The sequence below is a fragment of the Kitasatospora sp. P5_F3 genome, assembly GCF_054049135.1.
The window spans coordinates 1-15,018 of the sequence record NZ_JBFUMY010000116.1; the positions used below are offsets into that span (position 1 = coordinate 1).

Annotated in this window: 13 protein-coding genes, 1 tRNA gene and 2 pseudogenes; 6 read left to right on the plus strand and 10 right to left on the minus strand. The window is 72.3% G+C overall.

Features of this window, described 5'->3' with window-relative positions; genetic code table 11:
- Positions 1-106 precede the first annotated feature (106 nt).
- The gene (locus ACXJMZ_RS34845) at positions 107-469 is read right to left on the minus strand and encodes a DUF1304 domain-containing protein (protein ID WP_457034030.1); all 363 of its coding nucleotides are present in this window, start codon (positions 467-469) and stop codon (positions 107-109) included.
- Positions 470-739: 270 nt separating this feature from the next.
- On the opposite strand from ACXJMZ_RS34845, the pseudogene ACXJMZ_RS34850 reads away from it, so the two are divergent.
- Positions 740-1,348 (plus strand): annotated as a pseudogene (locus ACXJMZ_RS34850) (PAC2 family protein); the annotation flags it as partial.
- On the opposite strand, the gene mshC reads toward ACXJMZ_RS34850, so the two are convergent.
- From mshC to ACXJMZ_RS34870, 4 genes are all read right to left on the minus strand, one after another.
- Complete coding sequence (gene mshC, locus ACXJMZ_RS34855) at positions 1,314-2,669, minus strand: cysteine--1-D-myo-inosityl 2-amino-2-deoxy-alpha-D-glucopyranoside ligase (protein ID WP_457034031.1); 1,356 nt, start codon at positions 2,667-2,669, stop codon at positions 1,314-1,316. The pseudogene ACXJMZ_RS34850 and the gene mshC overlap by 35 nt on opposite strands.
- Positions 2,670-2,782: 113 nt before the next feature.
- The gene (locus ACXJMZ_RS34860) at positions 2,783-3,595 is read right to left on the minus strand and encodes an SCO1664 family protein (protein WP_457034032.1); all 813 of its coding nucleotides are present in this window, start codon (positions 3,593-3,595) and stop codon (positions 2,783-2,785) included.
- 29 nt (positions 3,596-3,624) lie between these two features.
- Positions 3,625-4,194: a DUF3090 domain-containing protein gene (locus ACXJMZ_RS34865; protein ID WP_457034033.1), complete on the minus strand. Its 570-nt coding sequence runs from the start codon at positions 4,192-4,194 to the stop codon at positions 3,625-3,627.
- 126 nt (positions 4,195-4,320) lie between these two features.
- Positions 4,321-5,016 (minus strand): histidine phosphatase family protein, encoded by a 696-nt coding sequence (locus ACXJMZ_RS34870; RefSeq protein WP_457034034.1) that lies wholly within the window; start codon positions 5,014-5,016, stop codon positions 4,321-4,323.
- Between the two features lie 80 nt (positions 5,017-5,096).
- Here ACXJMZ_RS34870 and ACXJMZ_RS34875 point away from each other — a divergent pair, with 80 nt between their 5' ends.
- Entirely contained in the window at positions 5,097-6,077 is a 981-nt protein-coding gene (locus tag ACXJMZ_RS34875) for a magnesium and cobalt transport protein CorA (RefSeq protein ID WP_457034035.1), read from the plus strand.
- A gap of 37 nt (positions 6,078-6,114) precedes the next feature.
- Here the strand turns inward: ACXJMZ_RS34875 and ACXJMZ_RS34880 are convergent, their stop codons facing one another.
- The gene (locus ACXJMZ_RS34880) at positions 6,115-7,161 is read right to left on the minus strand and encodes an LLM class F420-dependent oxidoreductase (protein WP_457034036.1); all 1,047 of its coding nucleotides are present in this window, start codon (positions 7,159-7,161) and stop codon (positions 6,115-6,117) included.
- Positions 7,162-7,430: 269 nt separating this feature from the next.
- Between ACXJMZ_RS34880 and ACXJMZ_RS34885 the strand changes: the two genes are divergently transcribed.
- Together ACXJMZ_RS34885 and ACXJMZ_RS34890 are read left to right on the plus strand one after the other, a co-directional pair.
- Positions 7,431-8,411: an aldo/keto reductase gene (locus tag ACXJMZ_RS34885; protein WP_057234568.1), complete on the plus strand. Its 981-nt coding sequence runs from the start codon at positions 7,431-7,433 to the stop codon at positions 8,409-8,411.
- A 10-nt stretch (positions 8,412-8,421) separates the two neighbouring features.
- Positions 8,422-10,449, plus strand: coding sequence for a helix-hairpin-helix domain-containing protein (locus ACXJMZ_RS34890; RefSeq protein WP_457034037.1), 2,028 nt, complete (start codon positions 8,422-8,424; stop codon positions 10,447-10,449).
- 62 nt (positions 10,450-10,511) lie between these two features.
- Here ACXJMZ_RS34890 and ACXJMZ_RS34895 read toward each other — a convergent pair.
- Positions 10,512-11,060, minus strand: a pseudogene (locus ACXJMZ_RS34895) (hypothetical protein); the annotation flags it as partial.
- A 320-nt stretch (positions 11,061-11,380) separates the two neighbouring features.
- Here ACXJMZ_RS34895 and ACXJMZ_RS34900 point away from each other — a divergent pair.
- A complete protein-coding gene (locus ACXJMZ_RS34900; RefSeq protein WP_403031937.1) occupies positions 11,381-11,590 on the plus strand; it encodes a DUF5703 family protein in 210 nt (69 codons plus the stop codon).
- A 53-nt stretch (positions 11,591-11,643) separates the two neighbouring features.
- Here the strand turns inward: ACXJMZ_RS34900 and ACXJMZ_RS34905 are convergent, their stop codons facing one another.
- From ACXJMZ_RS34905 to ACXJMZ_RS34915, 3 genes are all read right to left on the minus strand, one after another.
- A complete protein-coding gene (locus ACXJMZ_RS34905; RefSeq protein WP_457034038.1) occupies positions 11,644-12,435 on the minus strand; it encodes a chaplin in 792 nt (263 codons plus the stop codon).
- Between the two features lie 227 nt (positions 12,436-12,662).
- Complete coding sequence (locus ACXJMZ_RS34910; protein ID WP_057234560.1) at positions 12,663-12,905, minus strand: chaplin; 243 nt, start codon at positions 12,903-12,905, stop codon at positions 12,663-12,665.
- Between the two features lie 264 nt (positions 12,906-13,169).
- A complete protein-coding gene (locus ACXJMZ_RS34915) occupies positions 13,170-14,489 on the minus strand; it encodes a M20/M25/M40 family metallo-hydrolase (RefSeq protein WP_457034039.1) in 1,320 nt (439 codons plus the stop codon).
- Between the two features lie 229 nt (positions 14,490-14,718).
- Between ACXJMZ_RS34915 and ACXJMZ_RS34920 the strand changes: the two genes are divergently transcribed.
- Positions 14,719-14,806: transfer RNA gene (locus ACXJMZ_RS34920), tRNA-Leu, on the plus strand.
- Positions 14,807-15,018 lie beyond the last annotated feature (212 nt).

The window sequence follows — 15,018 nt, forward strand, 5'->3', positions numbered from 1 at the left end:
GCGCGCAGCCGCGCCCTGGTGCGCTCGGCCCTCGGGTCGGCCCCGAGGTCGGCCCTGGGGTCGGCGGCGCCCTCGCCCCCGCTCGCCCCGCCGCTCACTCCGCCGCTCACCCGGCCACCAGCACCGCGGCCAGCGCGAGCGCCCCGGGCAGCGCCTGGGCGAACAGGATCCGCCGGTTGGCGGTGGCCGCTCCGTACAGCCCAGCGACCACCACGCAGCTCAGGAAGAACACCTGGACCCGGTACCCGGTCGGGTCGCCCGCGATCAGGCCCCAGACCAGACCGGCCGCCAGGAAGCCGTTGTACAGGCCCTGGTTGGCCGCGAGCGGCGCGGTCGCCTTGGCCATCGCGGAGTCGAATCCGGAGAGCTTGCGCCCCGGCGCGCGCTCCCAGAGGAACATCTCCAGCACCAGGATCCAGGCGTGCAACGCGGCCACCAGGCCGACCAGGATGTTCGCGGCGATCTGCATGTCTGCTCCTTCTCATATCCTTCTCGGGGGTTTCATGGACAACTGTCCAGCATTTATGGACACCTGTCCAGTAGTGGTGATAACTGACTGTGTCCCGGCCACCGCTCCGGGATAGGCTCGGCGCTTCCCGACCGTTCCCGGCCGAGGCATCAAAGCTCGTAGGCTGGGCAGGTAGGGACCATGGAACGGACCGTTCCATGCGGAGTCAGGTCCGGAGGGAGACGCTGGGTGATCGAGCTGGAAGATGTTCCCGAGTTGATCGACCCGGTGATGGTCTGCGCGTTCGAGGGCTGGAACGACGCGGGAGACGCCGCCTCGGCGGCTGTGGGGCATCTGGACGAGACCTGGGGCGGCAAGGTGTTCGCCGCTCTCGACGCCGAGGACTACTACGACTTCCAGGTCAACCGGCCCACGGTCTGGCTGGACGGCGGGGTGCGCCGGATCACCTGGCCGACCACCCGGCTGTCGGTGGTCCGGGTGACCGAACCGAAGCCGCGTGACCTGGTGCTGGTCCGGGGCATCGAGCCGAGCATGCGCTGGCGCTCGTACTGCAACGAACTGCTCGGTTTCGCCCACGAGTTGGGCGTCGAGCTGGTGGTCATCCTGGGCGCCCTGCTGGGCGACGCCCCGCACAGCAGGCCGGTGCCGGTCAGCGGGGTCACCTCGGACGCCGACCTGGCCAGGACGCTCGACCTGGAGGAGAGCCGGTACGAGGGCCCGACCGGGATCGTCGGGGTGCTCCAGGAGGCGTGTGCGCACGCCGGGGTGCCGGCCGTGACGCTCTGGGCGGCCGTGCCGCACTACGTCGCCCAGCCACCGAACCCGAAGGCCTCGCTGGCGCTGATCAACAAGCTGGAGGACCTCCTCGACCTGCGCATCCCGCCGGGCGAGCTGACCGAGGACTCCCGGGCCTGGCAGCTCGGGGTCGACCAGCTGGCCGCCGAGGACAGCGAGGTCGCCGAGTACGTCCAGCAGCTGGAGGAGGCGCAGGACACCGCCGAGCTGCCGGAGGCCTCCGGCGACGCGATCGCCCGCGAGTTCGAGCGCTACCTGCGCCGCCGGGACAACCTGGGGCCGACGGGCGAGAAGCCGGTCTCCGGCCACGCCACCGCCGAGCGGCCGCCGACCGACCCGGAGCCGCGCACCGACAACCCGCCGGAYGAACCCGAGAGCTGACCCGGAAAGGTGAAGGGGCGTCAGCACCGCGCTCCAGGTCGTCCTTGGTCCACTCCCAGTCGCTGCGGTAGTGGTGGGCCAGCAGGGCGAGCCGGATCGCGGCCGGGTCCACGCCGTCCCGGCGCAGCGCCGAGACGAAGACCAGGTTTCCGCGCGACTTGGACATCTTCTGCCCGTCCAGCGCGACCATCCCGGCGTGCACGTAGGCCCGTGCGTACGGGTGGCTGCCACTGGCCACCTGGGCGTGCGAGGCGCCCATCTCGTGGTGCGGGAAGGACAGGTCGCTGCCGCCGCCCTGGATGTCGAACTCCATGCCCAGGTACTCCAGCGCGATCGCCACGCACTCGATGTGCCAGCCGGGCCGGCCGTGGCCGAGCTCGGTGTCCCAGGCGGGCTCGTTCGGGCGGGCGGAGAGCCAGAGCAGGGCGTCCAGCGGGTGCTTCTTGCCCGGGCGGTCCGGGTCGCCGCCGCGCTCGCCGAAGACCGGCAGCATCTCCTCCCGGGTCAGCCCGGAGACCTCGCCGAAGTGCGGGTCGGACTCGACCGAGAAGTAGATGTCGCCGTCCAGCTCGTACGCGGCGCCACTGGCCAGCAGCTTCTTGACCAGCGGGACGATCCACGGGATCGACTCGACGGCGCCGATGTAGTGCGCCGGGGGCAGCATCCGCAGCGCGGTCATGTCCTCCCGGAACAGCGCGGTCTCGCGCTCGGCCAGCACCGTCCAGTCCTGGCCGGTGGCGACCGCGCGCTCGAGCAGCGGGTCGTCCACGTCGGTCACGTTCTGCACGTACAGGACGTCGTGACCGGCGTCCTTCCAGACCCGCTGCACCAGGTCGAAGGTGTTGTAGGTGGCGGCGTGACCCAGGTGGGTGGCGTCGTAGGGGGTGATCCCGCAGACGTACAGGCGGGCGGTCGGGCCCTGCGGCACGACCTCCCGGACGCTGCCCGTGGCGGTGTCGTGGATTCGGAGGGGAAGCCCCTGACCAGGCAGGGCGGGTACCTCGGAGGCGGGCCAGGAATGCATGGCTCCGACTCTAACCTTGCGATCATTTGAAAGGCTAACCAGTAGCCCAGATCGGCTGGAATGAGTTTCCGACCACTCCTGACCAGATGGCGGCGGACCTGCCCTAGACCGGCCTAGACCGGCGGCCAGGGAATCGACGGCCAGTCAGGAGCGGGCAACGGGTGCTTGCCGGTCCGGCGGAGCCCGTCGACCCGGGCCCGGAGGGCGGCCAGCTCGGCGGGGGTGAGATGGGGGCGCAGGCTCTCCCCCAGGGCGCCCCCGAGGCCCTCGGCCAGTGCGGCGAGCACGTCGAGTGCCTCGGCCGGCAGCGACTCGCCGGCCCAACCCCAGAGCAGCGTACGGAGTTTGGCGGGTTCCGCGAAGGTGACGCCGTGGTCGATGCCGTAGAGCCGGCCGTCCGCTGCGGCGATCCAGTGGCCGCCCTTGCGGTCCGAGTTGTTGAGCACCGCGTCGAGTACCGCCAGTCGGCGCAGCCGCTCGTCGTCCCGGTGCACCAGCAGCGCGATGCGGCCGCCGCCGACGTCGGCCCGGACGATCGGCAGCCAGCCCGGCTCGGGGCCTGCCGGGTCCTGCAGGTCGATCAGATCCCCGGCGCCCTCGTCCGGTTCCACCCAGAGCTGCACCATGCCGGGGCCGTTCGGGCCGTCCCGGAGCACGGTGGGCGGGATCAGCGCCCAGCCGGTGGCGGCCGACACCAGGTACGAGGCGACCTCGCGGCCGGCCAGTGTGCCGTCGGGGTAGTCCCAGAGCGGGCGCTCGCCGGCCACCGGCTTGTAGACACACGGCGCGGTCCGCCCGTCCAGGGTGACGGTGCAGTAGAGCACTCCGTTGGAGGCGGTGGTGATCCGGCCGTGCACGGCCAGGTCGCCGCCGCGCAGCAGCTCCAGCGCGACCGTCGGATCGGCGGCCAGCGCGGCGCTCGCCACCGGGTCCGCGACCGGTACGGTCTCCGCGTTCAGCGCCGGTACCCGTTCGCGCGGGGGCAGAGGTGGCCCTCCGGGTCGAGCGGCAGGTTGCAGAACGGGCAGGGCTTCCGGCCGGCCGCGACCAGGTCGAGGGCCCGCTTGGCGAACACCCGGGCCATCGCGCCGCTCAGCCGTACCCGGAGCAGGTCGGGACCGTTCTCCTCGTCCTCGAAGGCGGCGGTGTCCTCCTCGCCCTGCTCCTCGGCCTCGGTCACCGCCTGCGCCTCGACCACCAGGCGCTCGTCGGTGCCGTCCCAGGCCAGGGCCATCGTGCCGACCCGGAACTCCTCCTCCAGCGGCAGGTCCAGCGGCGCGGAGTCGATCAGCTCGGCCGGGGCCACGGCCGGGATGTCCGCATCGCCGTCGCTGCGCCGCAGCGCCTCGTCCAGCACCTGGTCGACCCGCTCGGCGAGCGCCGCCACCTGGGCCTTCTCCAGCAGCACCGAAGTGATCCGGCCACGCGCGCTGGCCTGCAGGAAGAACGCCCGGGCGCCGGGCTGGCCGACGGTGCCGACGACGAACCGCTCGGGCTGGTCGTAGAAGTGGACCTGACGGGGCACGCTCTCGCTCCGGGTTCTGATCGATCGTGGTCTCACCGGCCACCCTACGGCCTGCGCGGCCCAGTTGGGGCGTCGGTCCGGCGGGCAGCGCTCTGGAAGCAACTACCCGGGATCAGCCGTCCTGACTCAGCGGGTGCCGGTGTCGCCGCCGATCACCGCGTCGCCCTCGGCCGTCGCCGGGGACGGCCGGGGCGTCAGCGAGGCCAGGCTGCCGGTGTCGCCGACCCGCAGCACGAACGGCCGGTGCGGGGTGTAGCGGATCGCGGTGACCGAGCACGGCTCGACCGAGATCCGCTGGAAGTGGTCCAGGTGCAGACCGAGCGCGTCGGCCACCACCGCCTTGATCACGTCACCGTGCGAGCAGGCCACCCAGACCGCGTCCGGACCGTGCTCGACGGCGATCTTCTCGTTCCACTCCCGGACGGCGGTGACCGTACGGTGGCTCAGCTCGCGCAGCGACTCGCCGCCCGGAAAGGCGGCGGCCGCGGCGTGGTCCTGCACGGTCCGCCAGAGCGGCTCCTTGGCCAGCTCGGCCAGCGGCCGGCCGGTCCACTCCCCGTAGTGGCACTCCCCGAGCCGCTCGTCGCTCGCCGCCGGGCCGAGCTCAGGCCGGGCCGCCAGCAGCGGCGCCAGCGTCTCGGTGCAGCGCTCCAGCGGGCTGCTCACCGCCTGCACCAGCGGGATGCCCGCCAGCCGTTCGGCCAGACCGGCCGCCTGGGCCCGGCCGGTGTCGTCGAGGTGAATGTCCGGTGTCCAACCGGCGAGCACCCCGGCCGTGTTGGCGGTGGAGCGGCCGTGGCGGACGAGCAGCAGGGTCGGCATGGGGCCAGCGTACGACCTTCACCCGATCCGACCGGTGGGTATGGTGCCCTTTCAGGCCGCCGAGCAGCAGAATGGACCGCATGATCGTCGACAGCGCCATATACCGTGGCGGCCATCGCAGCGAGGGCCCCGAGGACTACTCGGACGCCCTGGCCGTCGCCCGGCAGGAGGGCGACGCCTTCGTCTGGCTCGGCGTGGTCGAGCCGACCACCGAGGAACTCGATCTGGTCAGCGAGGAGTTCGGGCTGCACCCACTGGCCGTCGAGGACGCCGTGTCGGCACACCAGCGACCGAAGGTGGAGCGGTATCCCGACTCGCTGTTCGTGGTGCTCAAGACCCTCGGCTACCACGCCCTGGGGCATACGGTCAGCACCGGCGAGCTGACGGTCTTCCTCGGCGACAGCTACGCGATGACGGTCCGGCACGGCACCGAGAGTCCGCTGGCCGGGCTGCGGGCCACCATGGAGGAGCAGCCGGAGCTGCTCGCCCAGGGCCCGGCCGCCGTGCTCTACGCGGTCGCCGACCTGGTGGTGGACCAGTACCTGGAGGTCGCGGCCGCGCTCCAGACCGACCTGGACGACCTGGAGGCGGAGGTGTTCGCCCCCGGGCGCCCGGCGCGCGGGCTGGCCGAGCGGATCTACGCCTTCAAACGTCAGGTGACGGCGGTCCGCAAGTGCACCGGACCGCTCCAGGAGCCGCTGTTCCGGCTGGCCTCGGGCTCCGTACCCCCCGTGCCGGAGAAGCTCCACCCCTACCTGCGGGACGTGGCCGACCACCTGGCCAGGGTCAACGAGCAGGTGGAGGCGCTGGACCGGCTGCTCTCCGACATCCTGAACGCCAACCTCGCCCAGGTGAGCGTGCAGCAGAACAACGACATGCGGAAGATCTCGGCCTGGGCGGCGCTGGCCGCCGTACCGACGATGATCGCGGGCGTGTACGGGATGAACTTCGAGGACATGCCGGAGCTGCGCCAGCCCTGGGGCTACCCGGCAGCGATCGGGCTGATGGTGACGCTCTGTCTGATCCTGCACCGGGTCTTCAAGCGCAGCGGCTGGCTCTGACCAAAGGCCGACCGGCCGACCGCTGCGCCCGGAGAACCTATGCCAGCCCCGCGCGCTCCAGCGCCTCGACGCCGGTGCGCAACGCGGTGATCCGCTCCTCCAGGGTGAAGCCGGCCGGGGCCAGCGTCAGCGTGGTGACACCCGCGTCGGCGTACGCCTGCATCCGGTCGGCGATCCGCTCGGTGGTGCCGAGCAGTGCGGTGGAGTCGATCAGGTCGTGCGGGACGGCGGCGGCAGCACCCGCGTAGTCCCGGGCGAGGTACTTCTCCTGGATCTCGTCGGCGGCCTGCTCGTAGCCCATCCGGCGGGTGAGCTGGTTGTAGAAGTTCTTGTCCTTGCTGCCCATCCCGCCGATGTACAGCGCGGCGTACGACCGTTGGAGGTCGGCGGCCGCCTTGACGTCCTCGCCGACCGAGATGGTGACGGTCGGGCAGAGGTCGAAGCCGTCCAGGGTCTGCCCGGTCTTGGCCCGGCCGGCCCGGAGCGGGTCGACGGAGAGGGCGGCGTGCTCGGGCGCGAAGAAGATGCCGAGCCAGCCGTCGGCGATCTCGCCGGTCTGCTCCAGGTTCTTCGGGCCGATCGCGGCGATGTAGAGCGGGATGTGCTCGCGGACCGGATGCACCGTCAGCTTGATCGGCTTGCCCGGGCCGCCCGGCAGCGGCAGCGTCCAGTGCGCACCCTCGTGCACCAGTCGCTCGCGGGACATCGCCTTGCGGATGATCTCCACGTACTCGCGCGTGCGGGCCAGCGGCTTGTCGAACTTGACGCCGTACCAGCCCTCGGAGACCTGCGGCCCGGAGACGCCCAGGCCGAGCCGGAACCGGCCGCCGGAGAGGGTGTCCAGGGTGGCGGCGGTCATCGCGGTCATCGCCGGGGTGCGGGCCGGGATCTGGAAGATGGCCGAACCGACGTCGATCCGCTCGGTCTTCGCCGCGACGTACGCGAGCACGGTGGCGGCGTCGGACCCGTACGCCTCGGCGGCCCAGCAGACCGAGTAGCCGAGCCGGTCGGCCTCCTGCGCGACGGCGACGTTGTCGGCGTCCATGCCGAGTCCCCAGTAGCCGAGGTTGATGCCGAGTCGCATGTGGAAGCCTTCCGGGTCGTGGTCACCGTGGGGGTGATCCCCGCACGGAGGTCGTCGCACGCGTGGTCACCGCTCGTTCGGGAGCGTATCGGTGGCCGAGCGGCCATGCTACCGGCCGGTAGGTGTGTGCCGCGTCACACCGCTGACGCAGCCGGACCGGCCGCCCTGCGGGTCGGCGTGGCGCGCCGCGCCCGGGCCGCTACGCTCTGCCGACAGGGGGAGGCACCTTCCCCACCTGCGTGTCTGCCTGCCGACGGAGGTTCTGCCCGATGGAGAAGCGTCACCTGGGACGGACCGGGCTGCGGGTCTCCAGACTCGGCCTCGGCACCATGACCTGGGGGCGGGACACCGACGAGCACGACGCCGCCGAGCAGCTCAAGACCTTCGTCGACGCGGGCGGCACCCTGCTGGACACCGCCGACGTCTACGCCGACGGCGGCGCGGAGTACCTGATCTCCCGCCTGACGGACAGTCTGATCCCCCGCTCCGAACTGGTCATCGCCACCAAGGCGGGCAGCGTCCCGGACTCCGACCGCCGCTTCGACACCTCGCGCGGCAGCCTGCTCTCCGCCCTGGACGGCTCGCTGCGCCGGCTCGGCACCGACTACGTGGACCTCTGGCAGGTGCACGCCTTCGACCCGGCCACCCCGGACGAGGAGACCCTGTACGCGCTCGACCTGGCGGTGGCCAGCGGCCGGGCCCGGTACGTCGGCGTCTCCAACTACTCGGGCTGGCAGCTCGCCAAGGCCGCCGCCTGGCAGCGCGCGCACCCCGGGCGGGTGCCGCTGGCCGGGACGCAGATGGAGTACTCGCTGCTCCAGCGCGGCATCGAACGCGAGGTGGTGCCCGCCGCACTCGACGCGGGCGTCGGCCTGATCGCCTCCTCGCCGCTCGGCCGGGGCGTGCTCACCGGCAAGTACCGGCACGCCGTACCACCCGAGTCGCGCGGCGCCTCGCCGTACCTCTCCGGCTTCGTGCAGCCCTACCTCGGCGACCGGTTCCGACGGATCGTGGACGCCCTCGCCACCGCCGCCGACGGACTGGCCAGCAGCCCGCTCGCGGTCGCACTGTCCTGGGTCCGCGACCGGCCGGGCGTGGCGAGCGCGCTGATCGGGGCCCGGACGGCCGGTCAGCTGCGGTCTGCGCTGTCGGTGGAGGCGCTTACGCTTCCGGATGAGATCCGCGGTGCGCTGGACGACGTTTCGGCCCCGGTGCACCGCTACCCGGACCAAGGCTGGACGGAGCTGTAGGAGCGAAGTGATGGGCGACGTGGAGGAAGTACAGAACGTGGCCGAGGGCGCTCCGGAGGTCGTGACTCCGGCTCAGGATGCAACCGGGCAGGCCGAGACGGCGGCTCAGCAGCCGGACGCGGTGGCCGCGTTGGCGGAGGCGATCCGTACCGCAGGGGCAGCCGCCCCCGCCGCCGCTGCCGTGGACGGGCAGCGCGAGCAGGCGCTGCGCGACACCGCCGAGGTGCTCACCGCCGGTGGTGCGCCCGCCGAGTTCGCCACCGCCGCGGTGGCCCTGCTCGGTGACGGTGCGGCAGCCGCGCTCCGCGAGGACCCGTGGGCCGTGCTCGCCCTGCCCGGCGTCCGGCCCGACCAGGCGGACGGGTTCGCCCGGGGCCTGCTCGGCGCCGAGGCCGGTCCCGGCGACCCGAGGCGGGCGCAGGCGCTGGTGCCGTGGGTGCTCGAGCAGGCCGCGCTGCGCGGGCACTCCGCGATGGAGATCGGCGAGGTGGCGGCGGGGCTGGAGAAGCTCGGGCTGCCGGACGCCGCCGCCGCGCTCCAGGAGGTCGTGGTGGACGGCCGGGTGATGGCCTTCCAGGAGGAGCTCCCCGGCCACCGCCCCTCGGACGACGAGGAGGACGAGCCCCCGATGCGGACGCTGCTCGCCCTCGAACGCCTGGCGCTGGCGGAGGAGAGCCTCGCCGACGGTCTCGTCCGGGTGATGTCCACCTTCGTCCCGGGTACGGACGACGACGGCGGAGCCGCCGAGCCCGCCGAATCCGCCGAATCCGCCGAGGACACCGCTGACACCGAGGACGGCGAGGAGGGCGTCACCCCGCCCGCCCAGCCCGGCCCGGCCGCCTGGGAGGCGGCCGCTGTCGCCGCACCGTCCTCCTCCGCCACCGCGCTGGTCCGGGCGGTGGCCGAGAGCGCCGTGGTGCTGCACACCGGCGGCGAGGCCGCCCGTGCGGAGCCCGCCGCACTGCTCACCGCCGCCCGGAGCCTCGGGCTGCGCGCCTGGGCCGCGACCTGGACGGCCGAGGGCCGGGACAGCCTCCGGGCCGCCACCGACGCGTCCGAAGTAGCCGTCCTGGCCGACCTGTTGACCGGTGCAGCCCCTGCCGCCGGTGCAGCCGGTACGGCGGGCCCCGGCCGGGCCCCCGACGGCTCGCTCGCGCTCGACCTGCTGATCGTGCTGGACGCCCCGCTGCTCGACGTCGAGCTCGCCGCCACCCTGCTGGAGGCCCTCGCCGACGGCACCCGGCTGGTGCTCAGCGGCGACCCGAGCCAGCTCTGGTCCGCCGGGGCAGGACGGTTCTTCGCCGACCTGCTGGCCGCCAAGGTCTGCCCCGCAGTGGCCTCCCGGACGCCCGACTTCGGCCCGATCGGCGAGTTGGTCTCCGGCATCGGGGTCGGCGAGCTGCAGCCGGTCGAGGCACCGGACAAGGAGGTGGTGATCCTCACCGCCAAGGACGGCGGCGAGGCGGTGCACCGCGCGGTGCAGCTGCTCACCGACTCCATCCCGCGCGCTCTCGGCATCCCCGCCGAGCAGGTGGTGCTGCTGACGCCGGGCCACGGCGGCAGCGCGGGCACCAGGGCGCTGAACGCGGCGGCCAAGGCCCGGCTCAACCCCGGCCCCGGCCGGTTCGGCGGCTTCGACCCGGGCGACCGGGTGGTGCACTCGCCCGCCCTCGGCGTGGTCCGGCTCGGCCGGGTGCTGGACGGCGACGCCGCCGGGCTGCACCTGGAGCTGACCGACGGCTCCCGGCTCACCCTCTCGCCCGCCCAGGCCGCCGGGCTGCGACACGGCTGGGCGCTGACCGGCCATCAGGCGGTCGGCCGGCGCTGGCCCGGCGTGGTCGTCGTGCTGCCGGAGGACGCGGCGGCCGGGCTGACCAGGCAGTGGGTGTACACGGCCTTCGGCCGGGCCGAGCGCCACCTGTCCGTGGTGCACGCGGCGGGCCAGGCCCTGCCGCAGGCGGTCGCCGAGCGCACCGCACAGCCGCGCACCACCCGGCTCCGGGCCATCCTGGCGGAGCAGGCCGAGCAGTCGTACTGACCCGTCCACCGGGACAGTGAGGACAGCACGGAGGGGSGGGGGCACAACCGCCCCCCCCCCAGCTGCGGGTCGGCCCCGTCGAAGGGCTCCGGCAGCCACTCCCCCGGGTCGGACGGCTCGGTGGCCGCGACCCAGAGCGTGGAGTCGCCCTCCTCCAGGCCGAACTCCTCGCAGCGGGCGGCGATCTCGTCCGGCTCGTACTCGCCGAACAGCACGCCGATCGCGGCGTTCACCGCGCCGCCCGCCGGGTCGCCGCCCGGGGTCAGCGAGTCGTCCACCCGCTCGGCCTGCTCGCGCAGCCGCTTCGGGTCCGTCACCAGGTAGTCGCGGCGGATCAGCACGCTGATCGCCTCGGGCTGCTCCGGGCCCGAGTACCCGCCCGCGCCCTCGTCGCCGGGCACCTCGAACGGGGTGACCTCGTCATAGACCTCGTACAGGATCTGGTCGTAGGCGATAGCCGCCGCAGCGAGCTCCTCGTAGGCGCCGGCCACGGCGGGATCATCCGCTGTGGTGGGACCGGAGACCGCGGCCAGGTGGCGGTCGATGGCGGACTTGACCGCCTCGGCGGCGGCCCGTACGTCGATGATGGAGTGCTGCGCGGCATCAGACATGGTGCTGACGCTATCTCCCCCCGGGCACAACACGCACAGGGGTTGCCGTCTACTTCCGTGAATTCACCGCAACTTCCGCCCGGATGTCCGGTCCGGGCGGATCTGTACCGCGCCCCGACCGGCCCGTCCGCCTCCCCCAGCGGGCGCGTCGCGGGTGCCGCGGCGGGGTATCTCGTCAGTGGTACGAAAACTGATTGACTGTCAGCCGCGCCCACCTCAGGCTCGGCGGACGTGGCAGGCGGGCCCGGTGGGCCGTGCAAGCCCTGGTTGTCGCAGGCAGGTCGTACCCTTGCCTGCACGCGTCCCGCAGGAGGAAAGTCTTGACCCCACCCAAGCTGGTTCGGCAGCCGGAGTACGAGTACCAGTCGCTCAGCATCCCGCGCGGCACCAGCCGCAACGCGGCCAGGCAGCTGCTCACCGAGCACGCCGAGTACGGGCACTGGGAGCTGGACAGGCTCAAACTCTTCCCGGACGGCCGACGGACGGTCCGGCTGCGCCGCCGCATCATCCGGCAGGTCCGCAGCTGGTGACCGGAGGGGGCGGGCCCGGCCCACCCCCTCCCTGTGACCGAGCCCGCCGAGGGTCAGACGCCGGCCCGCGAGCGGCGGTAGAGCACGCCACCACCGAGCAGCAGGGCCGCACCGGCCACGGTGATCAACTGCAGCCCCTCCGAACCGGTCTGCGCCAGCTGCGCCCGGCTCGCCCCGACGGGCGCAGCGGCCGGAGCCGGCGGCGGGGTCTCGGTGTACGAGGCGGGCTGGGCCACGGCCGCCGCCGGGGTGCCGATCTCCTCGGCGCCGGGCAGGCCGCCACGGCCGGAGCCGTGGCCGGAGCCGCCGGTCTCGCCGGTCGGCGGGGTGGTGCCGGACGGCTGGGTGCTCGCGGGCGGCGGCGGGTTGTGCGTGCCGGGCGGGCAGTCCTCGTCCTGGGCGGGCGGCGGCGGGGTGGCGATGTTGCCGCAGTCGTTCCCGAAGGCGGGGTTGCCGATGCCGACCACGTTGGCCGAGTTGCCGCAGGCGTTGATCGGCATCGAGATGGGGGCGGAGATGTTGTTGCCGGAGGCGACACCCGGCGAGTTGGTGGCGCTGCCGTGCGCCTCGGCACCCCGGGTCTCGGCGCCCTTCCCCTGGCCCGAGCTGTTGGCGCAGTCGTTGCCCATCGCGGGATTGAGCAGGCCGACCACGCTCACCGTGTTGCCGCAGGCGTTGACCGGGATGTCCACCGGCGCCTGGATGTTGTTGCCGGACCCGACGCCGGGCGAGTTGGTGACGGCACCCTGCGCGTCCGAGCTCGCGTAGGCGTAGCCCGACGCCGAGGCCAGCACGCTGCCGGTGGCGACTGCGGTGAGGATGCCCCTCTTTGCGACCTGACGCATGTACTCCCCTGATGAGTTGTGATTGTCGGAATTCCTGACACGGTCTTCCCCGGTACACCGAACAACGAGCTGACGGGTTCTCCGGTTGAGCCGAACGAGCGCTTTCACCCCATCGAGTGACGCTCCCCCCTCGTCCCGGGATATGCCGACGGACCCCTGGCTGCCGCCAGGGGTCCGTCGGTGTCACACGCTCAGCGGTCGATCCGGCCGGAACGGCCGGTGACTGCTCAGAAGTTGGCGCAGTTGTTGCCGAACGCCGGGTTCAGCAGGCCGATCACGCTGACGGTGTTGCCGCACAGGTTCACCGGCACGTGCACCGGAACCTGGACGTTGTTACCGGACAGCACACCGGGCGAGTTGGTCGCGAAACCGTTCGCGGCCGCGCCACCGTGAGCGGCGGCGGCACCCGCACCCGCGAGCACCAGGCCACCGGTGGCGGCGGCGACTGCGACGATCTTCTTGACCTTCATGGGTATTCCTCCTGGTCGATTCCTGTGTCCCACAGGCCGTTGTTCCGGCCTGCATATGGGTGAACGACGCTGGGCCGAACGGGGTACGGAGTGGATCACCCATTCACTCTCAGCGGTGACAACTCGTACACACAGTCGGCCAGTTGACTGCCGGAGGAATCCTTTCTGCACTCGGCGTTTCACCGTTCCGCTCGTCATTAGCTCCGACAAGCGGACGGCCCACCGCCGGGACACCCCGGGGCGGGCCGTCCTGCCGACCACGACTCAGCAGGCGTCGATGAACCGGTCCAGCACCCGGACTCCGAACTTCAGGCCGTCCACCGGCACCCGCTCGTCCACGCCGTGGAACATCCCGGCGAAGTCCAGCTCCGGCGGGAGCTGCAGCGGCGCGAAGCCGAAGCAGCGGATCCCCAGGTCCTGGAAGGACTTCGCGTCCGTGCCGCCGGACAGGCAGTACGGCACCGCCCGGGCGATCGGGTCCTCGGCCTGCAGAGCCGACTGCATCGCCTCCACCAGCGCACCGTCGAAGTCGGTCTCCAGAGCCTTGTCGTAGTGCAGGCTCTCCCGCTTCACCCGGGGCCCGAGCACACTGTCCAGCTCGGCCAGGAACTCCTCCTCGTGGCCGGGCAGGAAGCGGCCGTCCACGTGCGCGGTGGCCTGGCCGGGGATCACGTTCACCTTGTACCCGGCACCGAGCATGGTCGGCTGCGCTGTGTTGCGGAGCGTGGTGCCGATCATCTTGGCGATGCCGCCGAGCACCCGGAGCGTCTCGTCCATGTCGTTCGGGTCGAGCTTCACGCCCAGCGCGTCCGACAGCTCGTCCAGGAAGGCCTGCACCGTCTTGGTGATCCGGAGCGGGAAGGTGTGCTTCCCCAGCCGGGCCACCGCGTCGCACAACTCGGTGATCGCGTTGTCGTCGTTCGCCATCGAGCCGTGCCCGGCCCGGCCCTCGACGGTGAGCCGCATCCAGTGCATGCCCTTCTGCGCCGTCTCCACCAGGTACAGCCGCACCTGGTCGTTGACGGTGAAGGAGAAGCCGCCGACCTCACCGATCCCCTCGGTCACGCCCTCGAACAGGTCCGGGTGCTTGTCCACCAGGTAGCGGGCACCGTACGTGCCACCCGCCTCCTCGTCCGCCACGAAGGCCAGCACCAGGTCACGCGGGGGTTTGCGCCCGGTCCGCAGCCGGTCGCGGACGACGGCCAGCGTCATCGCGTCCATGTCCTTCATGTCCACCGCGCCACGGCCCCAGACGCAACCGTCCGCGATCTCGCCGCCGAACGGGTCGTACGTCCAGTCCGCCGCATTGGCCGGCACCACATCGGTGTGGCCGTGGATCAGCAGCCCGGGCCGCGAACGGTCCTCGCCCTCGATCCGCACCACGGTCGAGGCCCGGCCCTTGGCCGACTCGTAGATCTTCGGCTCCAGACCGAACTCCGCCAGCTGCTCCGCAACGTACTCCGCCGCCTTGCGCTCCCCGGGACCCGATCCGTCACCGTAGTTACTGGTGTCGATCCGGATCAGGTCGCGACAGATCTCGGCGACCTCCGACTCAGCCGTCACCTTCGCCTCGCTCACGGTCACTCCTCGTCGTCTCGCCCACCCGGCGCACCTCCACGCCACCCCGGCACCCAACACCGGGGCCCTGCGGGCACGGTCCCGCCATCCTCCCCCAGGACCCGCCCCGCCCCAAGGCCATTCCCCCGGATCCAAGCCGCAGGGCCCCCGCCAGGGACGGTTTTGGGTCCTGGTGCCGTTCCTTGCTACAGTTACACATGTCGACGCGGGCAACAGGCCGCGAAGACAACACCCGGTCCGGGTGGCGGAATGGCAGACGCGCTAGCTTGAGGTGCTAGTGCCCTTTATCGGGCGTGGGGGTTCAAGTCCCCCCTCGGACACCAGGCAAGACCCCACTTCACGTGGGGTTTTCTTGTTTTGCGGGCTCCGTGCAGCGGTCGCGTGACCCACCGCGTGACCCACAGGAATGATCTTGCTATAGATCAGGGCAGCACCACCCATGCGCCGCGCACTATCAGCGGGCCAGCTTCACAGCCCCAGCCTTGCTCCGATGCCCGTACTTCGTCATCGTGCAGCCGGGCGAGTGGTGCTGCAC

Coding starts and splice junctions, on each gene's coding strand:
- ACXJMZ_RS34845 (WP_457034030.1), bottom strand. CDS start 469: ATGCAGATCGCCGCGAACATCCTGGTCGGCCTGGTGGCCGCGTTGCAC.
- ACXJMZ_RS34870 (WP_457034034.1), bottom strand. CDS start 5,016: ATGCCGACCCTGCTGCTCGTCCGCCACGGCCGCTCCACCGCCAACACG.
- ACXJMZ_RS34875 (WP_457034035.1), top strand. CDS start 5,097: ATGATCGTCGACAGCGCCATATACCGTGGCGGCCATCGCAGCGAGGGC.
- ACXJMZ_RS34880 (WP_457034036.1), bottom strand. CDS start 7,161: ATGCGACTCGGCATCAACCTCGGCTACTGGGGACTCGGCATGGACGCC.
- ACXJMZ_RS34885 (WP_057234568.1), top strand. CDS start 7,431: ATGGAGAAGCGTCACCTGGGACGGACCGGGCTGCGGGTCTCCAGACTC.
- ACXJMZ_RS34890 (WP_457034037.1), top strand. CDS start 8,422: ATGGGCGACGTGGAGGAAGTACAGAACGTGGCCGAGGGCGCTCCGGAG.
- ACXJMZ_RS34905 (WP_457034038.1), bottom strand. CDS start 12,435: ATGCGTCAGGTCGCAAAGAGGGGCATCCTCACCGCAGTCGCCACCGGC.
- ACXJMZ_RS34910 (WP_057234560.1), bottom strand. CDS start 12,905: ATGAAGGTCAAGAAGATCGTCGCAGTCGCCGCCGCCACCGGTGGCCTG.